The sequence below is a fragment of the Streptomyces colwelliae genome, assembly GCF_048158785.1.
In the GTDB taxonomy this organism is placed as follows: domain Bacteria; phylum Actinomycetota; class Actinomycetes; order Streptomycetales; family Streptomycetaceae; genus Streptomyces.
The window spans coordinates 1-14,931 of sequence record NZ_JBLTJC010000261.1 but is presented as its reverse complement, the minus strand read 5'-3'; the positions used below and the strand labels follow the sequence as shown (position 1 = coordinate 14,931).

13 protein-coding genes and 1 pseudogene are annotated in these 14,931 nt (G+C 69.0%); 11 read left to right on the top strand and 3 right to left on the bottom strand.

Features of this window, described 5'->3' with window-relative positions; genetic code table 11:
• Together ACNFOC_RS37675 and ACNFOC_RS37670 are read left to right on the top strand one after the other, a co-directional pair.
• Positions 1-664: pseudogene (locus tag ACNFOC_RS37675) on the top strand (serine/threonine protein kinase); the annotation flags it as partial.
• A 60-nt stretch (positions 665-724) separates the two neighbouring features.
• A complete protein-coding gene (locus tag ACNFOC_RS37670; RefSeq protein WP_416963524.1) occupies positions 725-1,186 on the top strand; it encodes a hypothetical protein in 462 nt (153 codons plus the stop codon).
• Between the two features lie 25 nt (positions 1,187-1,211).
• Here the strand turns inward: ACNFOC_RS37670 and ACNFOC_RS37665 are convergent, their stop codons facing one another.
• Together ACNFOC_RS37665 and ACNFOC_RS37660 are read right to left on the bottom strand one after the other, a co-directional pair.
• Positions 1,212-1,961 (bottom strand): hypothetical protein, encoded by a 750-nt coding sequence (locus tag ACNFOC_RS37665; protein ID WP_416963523.1) that lies wholly within the window; start codon positions 1,959-1,961, stop codon positions 1,212-1,214.
• 19 nt (positions 1,962-1,980) lie between these two features.
• Positions 1,981-3,018: a LacI family DNA-binding transcriptional regulator gene (locus tag ACNFOC_RS37660; protein ID WP_406132169.1), complete on the bottom strand. Its 1,038-nt coding sequence runs from the start codon at positions 3,016-3,018 to the stop codon at positions 1,981-1,983.
• A 205-nt stretch (positions 3,019-3,223) separates the two neighbouring features.
• On the opposite strand from ACNFOC_RS37660, the gene ACNFOC_RS37655 reads away from it, so the two are divergent.
• Entirely contained in the window at positions 3,224-4,177 is a 954-nt protein-coding gene (locus tag ACNFOC_RS37655) for an ROK family protein (RefSeq protein WP_416963522.1), read from the top strand.
• A 59-nt stretch (positions 4,178-4,236) separates the two neighbouring features.
• Here the strand turns inward: ACNFOC_RS37655 and ACNFOC_RS37650 are convergent, their stop codons facing one another.
• Positions 4,237-6,261: an NPCBM/NEW2 domain-containing protein gene (locus tag ACNFOC_RS37650; RefSeq protein ID WP_416963521.1), complete on the bottom strand. Its 2,025-nt coding sequence runs from the start codon at positions 6,259-6,261 to the stop codon at positions 4,237-4,239.
• A gap of 194 nt (positions 6,262-6,455) precedes the next feature.
• Between ACNFOC_RS37650 and ACNFOC_RS37645 the strand changes: the two genes are divergently transcribed.
• From ACNFOC_RS37645 to ACNFOC_RS37610, 8 genes are all read left to right on the top strand, one after another.
• A complete protein-coding gene (locus ACNFOC_RS37645; RefSeq protein WP_416963520.1) occupies positions 6,456-7,427 on the top strand; it encodes a TIGR01777 family oxidoreductase in 972 nt (323 codons plus the stop codon).
• Positions 7,428-7,457: 30 nt separating this feature from the next.
• Positions 7,458-7,652: a hypothetical protein gene (locus tag ACNFOC_RS37640; RefSeq protein ID WP_393753530.1), complete on the top strand. Its 195-nt coding sequence runs from the start codon at positions 7,458-7,460 to the stop codon at positions 7,650-7,652.
• A gap of 143 nt (positions 7,653-7,795) precedes the next feature.
• The gene (locus ACNFOC_RS37635) at positions 7,796-8,836 is read left to right on the top strand and encodes an NUDIX hydrolase (protein WP_416963519.1); all 1,041 of its coding nucleotides are present in this window, start codon (positions 7,796-7,798) and stop codon (positions 8,834-8,836) included.
• 250 nt (positions 8,837-9,086) lie between these two features.
• Positions 9,087-10,904 (top strand): ABC transporter family substrate-binding protein, encoded by a 1,818-nt coding sequence (locus ACNFOC_RS37630; protein WP_416963518.1) that lies wholly within the window; start codon positions 9,087-9,089, stop codon positions 10,902-10,904.
• A gap of 119 nt (positions 10,905-11,023) precedes the next feature.
• Positions 11,024-12,010, top strand: coding sequence for an ABC transporter permease (locus ACNFOC_RS37625; RefSeq protein WP_416963517.1), 987 nt, complete (start codon positions 11,024-11,026; stop codon positions 12,008-12,010).
• Positions 12,003-12,923: an ABC transporter permease gene (locus tag ACNFOC_RS37620; protein ID WP_416963516.1), complete on the top strand. Its 921-nt coding sequence runs from the start codon at positions 12,003-12,005 to the stop codon at positions 12,921-12,923. The genes ACNFOC_RS37625 and ACNFOC_RS37620 overlap by 8 nt, the downstream gene beginning before the upstream one ends.
• A gap of 17 nt (positions 12,924-12,940) precedes the next feature.
• Entirely contained in the window at positions 12,941-14,038 is a 1,098-nt protein-coding gene (locus ACNFOC_RS37615) for an ABC transporter ATP-binding protein (protein ID WP_416963525.1), read from the top strand.
• Positions 14,035-14,838: an ATP-binding cassette domain-containing protein gene (locus ACNFOC_RS37610; RefSeq protein ID WP_416963515.1), complete on the top strand. Its 804-nt coding sequence runs from the start codon at positions 14,035-14,037 to the stop codon at positions 14,836-14,838. The genes ACNFOC_RS37615 and ACNFOC_RS37610 overlap by 4 nt, the downstream gene beginning before the upstream one ends.
• Positions 14,839-14,931: the final 93 nt, after the last annotated feature.

The window sequence follows — 14,931 nt, the reverse complement described above, 5'->3', positions numbered from 1 at the left end:
GTATAAGAGACAGGCACGCATCCTGATAGCCGCCGCTGCCGTAGTCGCAGTCCTCGCCGGTGCCGGAGTGGTCGTCGCCCGCATGGTCAACTCCGGTGACAGCACAGTCAGTTCGCAGCCCAGCGCCTCACTTCCGGCCGGTGCCGGTGTCGGCCCCGCCTCGCCCAGTGGACGTACGGACGCCGACCGCTCAGCCGAGCCCAAGCCCACCGGGCAGGGCGACGACGGGACCCAGGCGCCTACACAGCAGCACACCGACAAGGGGGAGAGCGCGGCGGGGCAAGATCCCACCGTCGCCCCGAGCAAGTCCACGTCATCCGGCGGCGGAAGCACCGGCGGCGCCCCCGCGACGGGCGGAGCCACGCCCAGCTCCAGTCCCGCGTCCGTCTGTCAGTCCATCGGCGGCGGCAAGTTCAACTGCCAGGTGTGGCGCAGCGCCAAGTCCTACACCGCGTCCGGCACCGAGGTCGGTGTGCTCGGCGCGGGTACCAACTACTTCTACTGCCAACAGAACTTGGGCCGCCGCGAGACGTACGGCCAGTGGACCAACGTCTGGTGGGCGAAGACGGACGACGACAGCGGCAACACGAACGTCTATGTCAGCGACGTCTACCTGAAGGGCGGGGACAACGACGAGCCGATTCCGGGGCTGCCGGTCTGTTGAAGTCCCTCTTTCGGAACTGTCAGAATGCCCGGAATCGATCGATCGCATGAGGTGATGGTGGTGGACAACGTGCCATCCACAGACGCGGATCAGCAGAAGCAGGGCACCATCGTGGTGTCCAGGGCGCCGGACGGTGGCCGTGATCAGTTTCGGCGCTACAAGGTGTTCATCGACGACACCCAGGTCGGCCTGATCGGCCGCGGACGGACCTTGCGTTTCGACCTGCCGGCTGGCCCTCATCGGCTGCAACTGAAGATCGCCTGGTGCTCCAGCCCGACCCTGACAGCCATGGTGGAACCGGGGGAGCCGACTTCCTTCCGCTGCGCCCCCGGTGGTGAGCCGTCCGAGGCGGTGAGTGCCGTGACCGTGGGCGCAGCCGACTACATCGCGCTCCAGCAGACCGACGAGTCGGTGGAGGCGCTCAGGGCTCCCCGGGACGGAACGGCCCGCTTCCAACTGGCCACCGCGGTGGGTTTCCTCGCCGGCTGCCTCGCCCTCATCGGGGCCTGGATCTGGCACTAGGCCGGCGAGGCGCGTGAATGGTCGCTCAGCGTTCCAGGCCCGACACCGTCACGAGCCCCTCTTCGCGGAACAGCCTCGTACCCCGCTCGCACAACTCCCGGTCGGCCCGCGCCCGTTCGCAGAACTCCTCCGGCGTCCGCCCGAACAACGCCCTCAACGCCGCCGAGCCACCCAGCAGTTCGGTGAGCAGCTCCCGCTCGCCCGGATGACGGCGCGGCATGCCCGTGCCGTCATGCAGGACGCCATGCCGGTTGACGTAGACGTACACGCCCCGCAACAACTCGCCTGAATCCAGCTCGATATGGCACTCGGACTCGGCCAACCACGTCCGGTCGTACGCCCCCTCGCTCGCGTCCACCACCGCGAGCTGCCGTGCGTCGAACCACGTCACGAACAACTCCCGTACGGCACCGGGCGCGTGGACCGGCGACGCCGACACATACCCCACGCGGCTCACATGTGCGGAGACACCGACGTCCACACCCGTGACCCGTACCTTCAGCATCGGAACGGGAGACGTGATCCCGAACTCGGCCATCTTGTGCCGCAGTTGGCCAGGGCAGGCGTTGGAGCCGATGGCGAGGACCGGGGTGCGGTTCGCGTACGGGGGATGCTCGTTGAGGGGCAACAGGCGGTCGCCGACCAGGAGTCCGGACTCCGTGGGCCACGCACCCGGGTAGCTGAGGGGATCCTCGCGCGGCGCCCCAGCCAGCCCCAGTGCCTCCAACGTCCGGTCCAGGCCCTCGTCCACGCGGTCGCCCGCACGCTCACTCACGCCGTCGTGCACGCGCCGCTCAGTCCGACGGCGGCAGCTCGCCCGAGCCCCGGGTGATCAGCCTCGTCGGCAACTCGATCCGCTCCGGCGCGATCAACGTGCCGTCCAGCTGTCGGAAGAGCCGGTCCGCGGCCGTACGCCCGAGCGTCGCCGCGTCCTGCGCGACAACCGTCACCCCCGGCTGGAGCAGATCGGCGAGTTCGAAGTCGTCGAAGCCCACCAGGGCGATCCGGCGGGACTGTTCGGCGAGGACGCGGACGACGGTGACCGTCACGCGGTTGTTGCCGGCGAAGATCGCGGTGACGGGGGAGGGGCCGGTCAGCATCTCCTCGGCGGCCCGGCGCACCCGGACGGGGTCGGTCACGCCGAGGGACATCCAGGCGTCCTCGACCGGTATGCCGGCGTCCTCCATCGCGGCCCGGTAGCCGCGCAGTCGCTCGACGGCCGTGTGGATGCGGGGCATGTCGCCGATGAAGCCGATGCGCCGGTGGCCGTGGGAGATGAGGTGGGTGACGCCGTCGCGCGCGCCGCCGTAGCTGTCGGACAGGACGACGTCCGCGTCGATCTGCCCGGCCGGGCGGTCCACGAAGACGGTCGCGACGCCCGCCTTGATCTCCGGCTCCAGATAGCGGTGGTCGTCGCCGGCCGGGATCACCACCAGCCCGTCCACGCGCCGGGCGCACAGCGCGAGCACCAACTCCTGCTCGCGGTCCGGGTCTTCGGCGCTGGAGCCGTTGATGAGCAGGGCGCCGTGGGCGCGGGCGACCTCTTCGACGGCGCGGCTGAGGGGGCCGTAGAACGGGTCGGCGAGGTCCTCCAGGACGAGGCCGATGCTGGCCGTGCGGCCCTTGCGCAGGACGCGGGCGCTGTCGTTGCGACGGAAGCCGAGGGCGTCGATGGCCTCCTGGACGCGGCGCTCGGTGTCCGGGGTGACGCCCGGCTCGCCGTTCACCACGCGCGACACCGTTTTCAGGCCGACACCCGCGCGTGCGGCCACGTCCTTCATGGTCGGACGGTTGCCGTAGCGGTTCTCCGGGCGGCGGGCGGTCTCTGGCACGATGCGCTGTCCTGTCCTGTCGTCCACGGGGGATGCATAGGTCCATGGGTTTGTATGAGGATGTGGCGTCGAGCATAGAGCCTGGACAACGTTGTCATATGCGAGAGAGACTGTCCACCGATATCAACGGCCTGCGCCCCCACCGCGAGACCGGCCCAACTCACCTTCTGGTGGTTCTCATGTTTGACGGGGAGATCTGACACTGATGCACACCGACCTCGTGGCCGCGCTCGACATCGGCGGCACCAAGATCGCCGGGGCGCTGGTGGACGGCCACGGCAAGATCCTGGTGCGAGCACAGCGCCCGACGCCCTCGCAGGACGACGGCGACACCGTGATGCGAGCCGTGGAGGAGGTGCTCGCGGAGCTGACCGCATCGCCCTCGTGGTCCCGCGCGAGCGCCCTCGGCATCGGCAGCGCGGGTCCCGTGGACGCCTCGGCCGGCACCGTGAGCCCGGTCAACGTGCCCGGCTGGCGCGACTTTCCGCTGGTCGAGCGGGTGCGTGCGGCGGCCGGTGACCTGCCCGTCGAGCTGATCGGCGACGGCGTGGCGATCACGGCGGCCGAGCACTGGCAGGGCGCCGCACGCGGACACGCCAACGCGCTGTGCATGGTGGTGTCCACGGGAGTCGGGGGCGGCCTCGTCCTCAACGGGCAGTTGCATCCCGGGCCGACCGGCAACGCGGGCCACATCGGCCACATCAGCGTGGACCTGGACGGCGACGCCTGCCCGTGCGGTTCGCGCGGCTGCGTCGAGCGGATCGCCAGCGGTCCCAACATCGCCCGGCGCGCGGTCGAGGGCGGCTGGCGGCCGGGTCCCGACGGCGATGCCTCGGCCGCGGCCGTCGCCGCCGCCGCGCGGGCCGGTGACCCGGTCGCCGTGGCCTCCTTCGAGCGGGCCGCGCAGGCCCTCGCCGCCGGTATCGCGGCCACCGCGACCCTCGTCGAGATCGACATCGCCGTGATCGGCGGGGGCGTCGGCAAGGCGGGCGACGTGCTGTTCACGCCGCTGCGGAAGGCGCTGAGCGACTACGCGACGCTGTCCTTCGTGCGGCGGCTGACGGTGACGCCGGCTCAGATGGGCACGGACGCCGGACTGGTGGGAGCGGCCGCGGCCGCGCTCGCCGGGCGGGCGAGCGCGACCTCGGCCGGGGTGTGAGCGACCGGCCGAAACGTTCGTTCAGCGGCCTGTGCCCCCTGACGTGCGATGTGCCTTGCTCAGCACGTGAGTTGGGCGTCCGCCCAGTCCGCGTGGTCCGAGTCGATCCCGTCGCCGCCGTCGGTGACGACGAGTCGGACCACCTGGGCGCCGGTCACGTCCGCCGTGACCGGCTGGGCGGCCATCGCGTTGGTGAGGACGCCGGTCGAGGCGACCTTCGTGCCGTCCGCCCAGATCTCGAAGGCGACGGTCCCGTTGGCGCCCTTCTCGTCGTCCACACCGACGTCCGCGGTGACCTTCTCGCAGGTCTTCCCGGTGTAGTACGCGACGTCGCTCTCGGCGTGGACCCCAAGTCCCTTGGCGTACACCACTCCGCCCAGGGTGATCGGATGACCGTCCCCCGCGGCGCTCTCCCCGTTGCTGGTGTTGCGTTCAACAGGTCCGTATCCATTGGCCGTTGACATCCATGGAAGATCGCCGAGATACGAGGTCCCCGCGGGCGGTGCCACCACCACGGACGCGGTGAACGGCAGGGTGTTGGTGACCCGGGCGCCGCTCGGCGAGCGGTAACTCGCCCTGAGCGTCAGGTCGTACGACCCCGTCGGCGTTCCGGCGGGAGCGGTGACCGTCCACTTCGTGCGCAGCGCCTGGCCCGTCCGTACGGCCTTCGCGGTCGTCGACGACTTGGCCCGGATCTTCCAGCCCGCGGGCCCGGTCAGGTCCACGGAGACGTGCTCGGCGGTCGTACGGCCCAGGTCGGTGACCGTCGTCGTGAGCGGGGCCGGGGTGGCCGCCTGGACCAACGGGGCGCTGTCCAGGCCGAGTTCGACGGCCGGCGGGTTCTGCGCCCAGTGCCGGTCGGCGGAGACCCGTACGAGGACCGTGCCGTGGGCCGGGACGGTCGCGGAGATCGCGCCCGCGGTGTTGTAGCTCCTGTGCTGCCACAGGTCGCGCAGGGTGTAGGCGGGGGCGCCGGGGAGGCCGACGGCCGCGGCGGTCGTGGCGATGCGCTGGGCGCTGCCGGTCTCGTTGAAGAGCGCGACCGTACGGCTGCCGTCCTTCATCTCCTTGGCGACGACCCAGCGTCCGCCCTCGGAGGTGACAACGTTGCCCTGTTTGCCCAGCGGGTCCTGGTCGACCGCGATGACCTCCTTGTTGTCGAGGATGTCGAAGGTCGCGGGGGTCGCCGTGCGCAGGTCCGAGCCGATGAGGAGGGGCGCGGCCATGATCGACCACATCGAGAAGTGCGAGCGGTACTCGGTGTCCGTCATGCCGCCGTTGCCGACCTCCAGCATGTCGGGGTCGTTCCAGTGGCCGGGTCCTGCGTAGGGGGCAAGTGGCAGGTTCTGCTTGAGGATCGACAGCATCGAGCCCCAGTTGTCGCTGATGTCACCGGTCGTGCGCCACAGATGTCCGACGTCCGCCGCCCATTCCCAGGGCTTGTTCTCGCCCCATTCGCAGATGCTGAAGACGATCGGGCGGCCGGTCGCCTTCAGCGCGTCGCGCATCGTCGTGTAGCGCAACTTGGCGTCCACGCCTTGGTTGTTGCAGTTGTCGTACTTGAGGTAGTCCACGCCCCAGTCGGCGAACTGCTGCGCGTCGCTGTACTCGTGGCCCAGGCCGCCCGGGAATCCGGCGTCGTTGCACGTCTTCGTGCCCGCGCTGGTGTAGATGCCGAGTTTGAGCCCCTTGGAGTGCACGTAGTCCGCGACCGCCTTGATGCCGTGCGGGAAGCGGACCGGGTCGGGGACGAGCTTGCCGTCGGCGTCGCGGGACGGCAGGGCCCAGCAGTCGTCGAGGTTGACGTACTGGTAACCGGCGGCCTTCAGGCCCTTGCTGACGAAGATGTCCGCGATGCCCTCGACCATGGACTCGTTGAACTCGGCACGGCAGTTGGTGGAGTTCCAGTTGTTGAAACCCATCGGAGGGGTGAGCGCCTGACCGTCGGCCAGGGCGGGGGAGACGGGGGCCTGTGCGGGAGCGGCCACGGCCGGCGCGGCGAGGCCCGCCGTGCACAACAGGCCTGCGGCGAGCGCTCCGACCACTCTTCGGCGGGTCGTGCGGGTGTGGGGGTGACGCGTCATTACGTTCCTCCGGACTCGCAAAAGATGGGATCACTTCCTGTGCATGCCATGTGCGCGATTACGGTAGGACGTGTCGAACTCTGTTGGAAGAGTTGCGTATTTATTGTTCGACTTTCCATCGCGCAAGTTTTGAACGCGTTCAACTTTCTGCGCTAGGCTCACTCCCGAGCAGCCCGAATGGAAGGGGGAGCCCGGTGAAGATCGTCATTCCCGGTGGCACGGGACAGGTGGGCGCGATCCTGGACCGCGCCCTGACCGAGGCCGGTCACGAGGTCGTCGTCCTGACCCGGCGGCCGGCGCGCGACCGCGAGGTGTGGTGGGACGGGGAGAGCCTGGGCTCCTGGGCCCGGGAGATCGACGGCAGCGACGTCGTGATCAACCTGGCGGGCCGCAGCGTCGGTTGCCGCTACACGCCGGCCAACCTCAAGGCCATGATGGACTCGCGCGTGCGCTCCACCCGGGTCGTCGGCGAGGCGATCGCCGCCGCCGCGAGCCCGCCGCGCGTCTGGCTCCAGATGAGCACCGCCACCGTCTACGCCCACCGGTACGACGCCCCCAACGACGAGGCCACCGGCGTGATCGGCGGCCACGAACCGGACGTACCCGACTACTGGTCGTACAGCGTCGAGATCGCCAGGAACTGGGAACGCGAGCAGGAGCGCGCCGACACCCCGCACACCCGCAAGGTCGCCCTGCGCGCCGCCATGGTGATGAGCCCCGACCGGGGCGGAGTCTTCGACGTCCTGCTGGGACTGGCCCGGCTGGGCCTCGGCGGTCCGGTCGCGGGCGGCGCCCAGTACGTCTCCTGGATCCACGACCAGGACTTTGTGCGCGCCGTCGAATTCCTTCTCGAGCGGGACGACATCACCGGACCGGTGAACCTCGCCGCCCCCGGACCGCTCCCGCAGCGTGCCTTCATGCGCGTCCTGCGCGCCGCCCGGGGCATCCCCGTCGGGCTGCCCGCCACGAAGTGGATGGCGGAACTGGGCGCCTTCGCGCTGCGCTCGGACACCGAACTCCTCCTGAAGAGCCGCCGGGTGGTCCCGGGACGGTTGCTGGCGGAAGGGTTCACCTTCGACCATCCGCAGTGGCCCGAGGCGGCCGTGGACCTTGTGCGGCGGGCGCGCGACGGCGCGGGTTCCATCCGGCGGGCCGTCCGGGCGTGACCCCGGCGCGCTTCGTCAGTTGAACGGGGCATGAAGAAGCGCAGCATGCTGGCCATCGCCTCCCTCGCCACCGGTTTCGTCGTCGCCGCGATCTCCCCGTCGCACTCCCACGACCACGACGTACTCGGCGATCTGAACGTCAAGGACACCGTGGGTTCCGTGGATCACCTCGTCAGCGACGGCAGCTTCGCCGTCGATGAGGGTGCCCTGGGAGAGAACAGCTGATACCGGTCGAAAGCGCGCGGCGCCGGTGCCCCGTCGGAGGGGGCACCGGCGCCGTCGTATGCGCGCTCTCAACTGCGGCTGGTTTCCGTGGCAGGGTGGAACGGGCAAGCCTCAGGGGGCCAATAGAAGAGGGGGAACTGTCCGTGATCGTCTGGATCAACGGCGCGTTCGGTGCAGGCAAGACCACCACCGCACGGGAACTGATCGAACTGATCCCGAACAGCACGCTCTTCGACCCCGAGGTCATCGGCGGAGCACTGCCGTGTCTGCTCCCGCCCAAGCACCTCGCAGAGGTCGGCGACTTCCAGGACCTGCCGATGTGGCGGCGGCTCGTGATCGACACGGCGGCTGCCATGCTCGCCGAGTTGGGCGGGACCCTCGTCGTCCCGATGACCCTGCTGCGCCAGGAGTACCGCGACGAGATCTTCGGCGGTCTGGCGGCCCGCCGGGTCACGGTCCGGCATGTCCTCCTCGCTCCGGCGGAAACGATCCTGCGCGAGCGAATAGCCGGCCGGGAGGTCCCACCGGACCTCCCCGACGGCGAGATCCGGACACGCCAGTGGGCGTACGACCACATCGAGTCGTACCGCGCCGCGCTCGGCTCCTGGCTCACCGCCGACGCCCATTTCGTCGACACCAGCGCGCTCACCCCGTACGAGACGGCGGCCAGGATCGCCGGGGCCGTCGGCAGCGGTGCCGTGCCCGTGTGCGACATCGTGCAGACCCCGGAGCCCACCTCCGAGACCCTCGCGGCCGGAGTGCTCCTCTTCGACGAACAGGACCGCGTCCTGCTCGTCGACCCCACCTACAAGGCCGGCTGGGAGTTCCCCGGCGGCGTCGTCGAATCCGGCGAGGCACCCGCCCGGGCCGGCATGCGCGAGGTCACCGAGGAGACCGGCATCGTGCTCGAAGAGGTCCCCCGACTGCTCGTCGTCGACTGGGAACCGCCCGTACCACCCGGCTACGGCGGACTGCGCCTCCTCTTCGACGGCGGCCGGCTGGGCGCCGCCGAGGCCGGCCGACTGCTGCTGCCCGGACCGGAGTTGCGCGGCTGGTGCTTCGCCACCGAGGAGGAGGCCGCCGATCTGCTGCCGCCGGTCCGCTACGAGCGGCTGCGGTGGGCGCTCAGGGCGCGTGAACGCGGGGCGGCACTCTATCTGGAGGCGGGCGTACCGCTCGGCTGACGATCCGTCAATTTGCGGTCTGATCAACGATGTTGGACGTGACTTTGCCTTTTCGGGGGCGCTACCTGGGGACTTTGCGGGGTGCGGGCCATTCCGATATCAAAGCGAGGGTGAATTGTCGCCTTCCCGGTATGAACAAGAACATGAAGTAGGTACATCGGGGCTCTAACGTCTTTGCGCAGCTCAGTTCTCTCGCGGCCGCCGGCCGCCTTGACGGGACCGGACCTTCCGCCGGTCGAAGGAGATGAACATGCGCGCGCCATCCTCGGCCCTCACCCGGGCCCTCACCCTCGCCGCCGGACTCACCCTGGTCCTGACCGCCTGTAGCAGCGGCGGTGGAGGCGGCGGCTCCAGCAAGGGCAGCTCGGCCGGACTCACGTCCTGCAACACCGTGGGCAAGGCCAACACCTGCAACTCCGCCACCACCAAGTCCGGCGGAACGTTCACCTATGTGCTGGAGAAGAACATCCAGCAGTGGAACGTCCAGGACGTCAACGGCAACACCTTCGAGAACGGGGAGGCCCTGGAGGTCGTCCTGCCGCAGGTGTTCATACCCCAGCCGGACTTCACCGTCGCCCTCAACACCGACCTGGTGACCTCGGCGACGCAGGCCGGCACCAGCCCGCAGACCGTCGTCTACAAGATCAACCCCAAGGCGGCGTGGAACGACGGCACGCCCATCACCGCCGACGACTTCATCTACTACTGGCGCACCAACAACGGCAAGGACTGCCCGCCCCCGCCCGCCAGCGACGCCACGCAGACCAAGGGCTGTCTGCCACAGAGCACCGCTGGCTACGACCGCATCAAGTCGCTCACCCCGTCCGACGGCGGCAAGACCGTCACCATGGTGATGTCCAAGCCGTACTCGGACTGGAAGTCCCTCTTCGGCGGCGGCTACCCGATGTACCCGGCGCACGTCGCCGAGAAGCTCTCGGGCGCCAAAGCCGGCGACGCGGCCCACATGACGGCCACTCAGATGGCGCAGGCCTGGCAGTACTTCCTGAAGACCCCGCCCACCAAGTACGCGACGGCCGGCGCGTACAAGATGCAGGACTGGGCGGACAACGACCACGCCACCTACGTGCCCGACCCCAAGTGGACGGGCGCGAAGAAGGCCACCCTCCAGCGGCTGATCTTCAAGGTGATCTCGGACGCCACCCAAGAGCCAACGGCCTTGAAGAACAACGAGGTTCAGGCGATCTACCCGCAGCCCGAGGTGGACCTGGTCAACCAGGTCAAGGACATCCCCGGTGTCACCTACACCATCGGCAACGGCCTGACCTGGGAGCACTTCGACCTCAACCTGCACAACCCGGTGCTCGGCAAGTATCTGGCGCTGCGTCAGGCGATGTTCACGGCGATCAACATCAAGGACATCATCGCCAAGACGGTCGGCCAGTTCGACCCGGCCGTGAAGCCGCTCGGCAGCCACAATTTCGTTCCCGGGCAGGCGGGTTACAAGGACGTGGTCACCAGCACCGGTCAGGGATCGGGTGATCTGACCAAGGCGAAGAAGTACCTCACCGACGCCAAGTTCACCGGCGTGGGCACGGCGTTGAAGACACCGGACGGCAAGGCCGTCGGACCCTTCAACTGCCGCTACACCACCGGCAACCAGATCCGGCAGAGCGAGTGCCAGATCCTCCAGAGCAACCTGGCGAGCCTCGGCATCAAGGTCACCATCAAGCCGATCGGCGCGGCCGACCTCGGCACGGTCCTCGCCGGGCACCAGTACGACATCATCGTCTTCGCCTGGGTCGCGGCGCCGTTCCCGACCAGCAACGCCCAGCAGAACTGGTTCACCGGCGGTGGCGGCAACTACGGCGGCTACAGCAACAAGACGGCCGACTCCCTGATCTCCCAGGCCGTGGGCGAGACGGACGCGACGAAGGCCGCGGCCCTCCTCAACGAGGCCGACCAGCTCATGGTGAACGACGCCTACGTCCTGCCGCTCTACCAGAAGCCGACGTTCTTCGCGACGCAGACGCGGTTCGTGAACATGCGGAACAACTCCACCAACGTGGGCCCGGCCTACAACACCGCCGAGTGGGGCCTGAAGAAGTAGCCCCACCGCCCGAGGGAACAGCTCCACCGGCACGCCCGTCGAGTCCGGCCCCGGCAACACCGGGGCCGGGCCCGGCCCGGACGGCATCCTCGACCCGCCGGCCTCCGAGAGAAGACCGCATGCTCGCCTACACCGTGCGTCGCATCCTCGTCTCCATACCCGTCCTCATCATCTCGACGTTCATCGTGTTCCTCGTCGTCATCAACTCCGGCGACCCGGTGGCCAACTTCGCCACCTCACGACAACCCGCGCCCAGCAAGGCCGCCGTCACCGCCTTCGCCCGCCACATCCACGCCAACGAGCCGGTGATGGAACGCTATTGGAACTGGATCACCGGCGTCCTGCACGGCGACTTCGGCCCGTCCGTGCAGGCCAACCTGAACATCGGGCACGACCTGTTCACCCGCTTCAAGGTGACCATCACCCTGGTCGCCGCGGCGATGATCCTCGCGCTGATCCTGGCCGTCGCCTTCGGCGTGTTCAGCGCCATCCGCCAGTACTCCGCCGCCGACTACACCATCACCTTCTTCGGCTTCCTGTTCCTCGCCATGCCGGTGTTCTGGTTCGCGGTCCTGCTCAAGCAGGCCGGAATCTGGTTCAACGAGCAGACCGGCAGCCAGTTCCTCGGCACCATCGGCGAGAAGTCCCCGTACCTCGAAGTCGACACCACCTGGAACGAGTTCACCGATCACGTGGGCCATCTGATCCTGCCCACCATCACCCTCGCCCTGGTCTCCTTCGCGTCCTGGACCCGCTACACCCGCGCCTCCATGCTGGAGGTCCTCAACAGCGACTACGTACGGCTCGCCCGCGCCAAGGGGCTGCGGCGCGGCAAGGTCATGACGCGGCACGCGCTGCGCACCGCCCTCATCCCGCTCGCCACCGTCACCGCCCTCGACATCGCGATCATCCTGGGCGGCGCGGTGATCACGGAGACGATCTTCCAGTGGCACGGCATGGGCGAGATGCTGGTCCAGGCGGCGACCACGCTCGACGTCTACCGCACCATGGCCTGGCTGTTGCTCTCCGCCGTCGTCGTCATCGGGTTCAACCTCATCGCCGATCTGCTCTACGCCGTACTCGACCCGAGGATCCGCTATGACTGACATCGAGGCTCCGGGGTCCGCGGGCACTCAACTGCCGCGTCAGGACCACGAGTTCACCGTACGACGGCGCACCCAGACCCAGCTGGTGCTGCGCCGCTTCGTGCGTCACCGGGCCGCGATGGTCAGCCTGGTCGTGTTCGTTCTGATCATCCTGTGGGCGTTCATCGGCCCGCACCTGTGGCACTACTCGTACGAGAAGTACACCGAGGACAACTCCAAACCGCCTTCCTGGAAGCACCCGTTCGGCACCAACTCCTCGGGATACGACGCCTACGCACAGGTCATGCGCGGCACCCAGACCTCACTCAAGATCGCCATCATGATCGCGCTCGGCTCCACGCTCGTCGGCGCGATCTGGGGGGCCATCGCCGGCTTCTACCGGGGCGTCGTCGACGCGGTCATGATGCGCATCGCCGACCTGGTGCTGACGCTGCCCCTGTTCGCGATCGCCCTGGTCATCTCCTCCCGCACCGGCGGCTCCTGGTACTGGATCGCCATCGTGATCGCGGGACTCACCTGGGCGTACGTGGCCCGGGTCGTGCGCTCGTCGGTGCTGTCGCTGCGCGAGAAGGAGTTCATCGAGGCGGCGCGGGCGCTCGGGGCGTCGGACGCGCGGATCATCTTCCGGCACCTGCTGCCGAACGCCCTCGGCCCGATCATCGTCAACGCGACGATCCTGGTGGCGACCGGCATCCTCACCGAGACCGCGCTGTCCTTCCTCGGCTTCGGCGTCCAACCCCCCGACACCTCACTGGGGTTGCTGGTCTCCCAGGCGCAGACGGCGGTCGACACCCGGCCCTGGCTCTTCTACATCCCCGGCGCGTTCATCATCGCCATCGCGCTGACCATCAACTTCATCGGCGACGGACTGCGCGACGCCTTCGACCCCCGGCAGCAAAGGGTGCGACAGTGACGACCACGAGTCATGGAGTGCGGGAGGTCCCCGTGACGTCCGCCGTGCTCGAAGTCGAGGACCTCAGCGTGGAGTTCGCGACCGAGGACGGGCTGGTGCGGGCCGTACGCGGTGTCGGCTACCGGCTCGACCGGGGCGAATCGCTGGGCATCGTCGGCGAGTCGGGGTCCGGGAAGTCTGTGACCGCCCTCGCCGTGATGGGGCTGCTGCCGTCCGGCGCCCGGGTGCGCGGCTCGGTGCGCTTCGAGGGCACGGAGTTGCTCGGGCTGTCCGACGCGCGCCTGTCCGATCTGCGCGGCAGCGGCATCGCGATGATCTTCCAGGACCCGATGACCTCCCTCAACCCCGTCTACAACGTGGGCTACCAGATCAGCGAGACCCTGCTCCGCCACAACTCCGGGATGAAACACCGGGACGCCCGCAAACGGGCCGTGGAACTGCTCGGCACGGTCGGCATCCCCAGCCCCGAGCGGCGCGTCGACAACTATCCGCACGAGATGTCGGGAGGCATGCGCCAGCGCGTCGTGATCGCCATCGCGATGGCCAACGACCCCGACGTGATCATCGCCGACGAACCGACCACCGCCCTCGACGTCACCGTGCAGGCGCAGATTCTCGAAGCGCTGGAGACCGCCCGCGCCGAGACCGGGGCGGCCCTCGTCCTCATCACCCACGACCTCGGTGTGGTGGCCGGCCACACCGACCGGGTCGCGGTCATGTACGCGGGCCGGATCGTGGAGACCGGCTCCGTCGAGGACATCTTCTACAGCCCGCGTATGCCCTACACCCTGGGCCTGCTCGGCTCCCTGCCCCGCATGGACCGTGAGGAGGCACGTCTCACCCCCATCACCGGATCACCGCCGAGCCTGCTCAACCTGCCACCGGGCTGCCCCTTCTCACCCCGCTGCCCGATGCGACGCGACGTGTGCGACACGGACGAACCCGCCCTGCGCAGGGCCGGAAGCGACCTCCACCTCAGCGCCTGCCACTTCGCCGACGAACTCGTCGACACCGGCGCCGATCAGGTCTTCGACGCGGTCGGCGCGGACACCGAGGCCCTGGCCCGCTTCGCCGACGCGGCCTCTACCACGAACCCCGAGGAGGACGCCGTATGACCGCGCCCGCGCAGGCCGTCACCCCCCTGCCGCCGCTGCCCGGCCACGGCGGCACCGGCGAACCGGTCCTCCAGGTAAGGGACTTGGTCAAGCACTTCCCGGTGATGTCCAAGGGCGTCATCCGCCGCCGCGTCGGCGACGTACACGCCGTGTGCGGGGTCTCCTTCGACCTGTACGAGAACGAAACCCTGGGCCTGGTGGGGGAGTCGGGCTCCGGCAAGACGACGATCTCCCGCACCGTCCTCGGCCTGGAACGCGCCACCTCCGGTCAGGTCCGCTACGGCGAGCACGAACTCACCGAGCTGAGCAGACGTCAGATGCGGCCGCTGCGGCAGGAGTTGCAGATCGTCTTCCAGGACCCGTACGCCTCCCTCGACCCGCGGATGACCGTCCACGAGATCGTCGCCGAACCCCTGCGCATCCACGGCCGGTACGGCGCCGGGGCGGGCGGCGAGGTCAGCGAACTGCTGCGCCTGGTCGGACTCAACCCCGAGCACGGCAACCGCTTCGCCCACGAGTTCTCCGGCGGACAGCGCCAACGCATCGGTATCGCACGGGCGTTGGCCCTGCACCCGAAGGTGATCATCCTCGACGAGCCGGTGTCGGCGCTCGACGTGTCGATCCAGGCGGGCGTCCTCAACCTGCTGATGGACCTCCAGAGCGAACTGGGCCTGTCCTTCCTGTTCGTGGCCCACGACCTGTCGGTGATGCGCCACGTGGCAGGCCGGGTGGCCGTCATGTACCTCGGCCGCCTGGTCGAGATCGCCCCGGCCAGCCCTGACCCGAACCGCAAAAGTTAATGAAGACTCCTTAGAGAGGATTGACGGTCGGTTCCGTCGACGAAATAGTTCGATGCGGACCTACTCCGGCGAGGAGCAGACATGGCGATCATG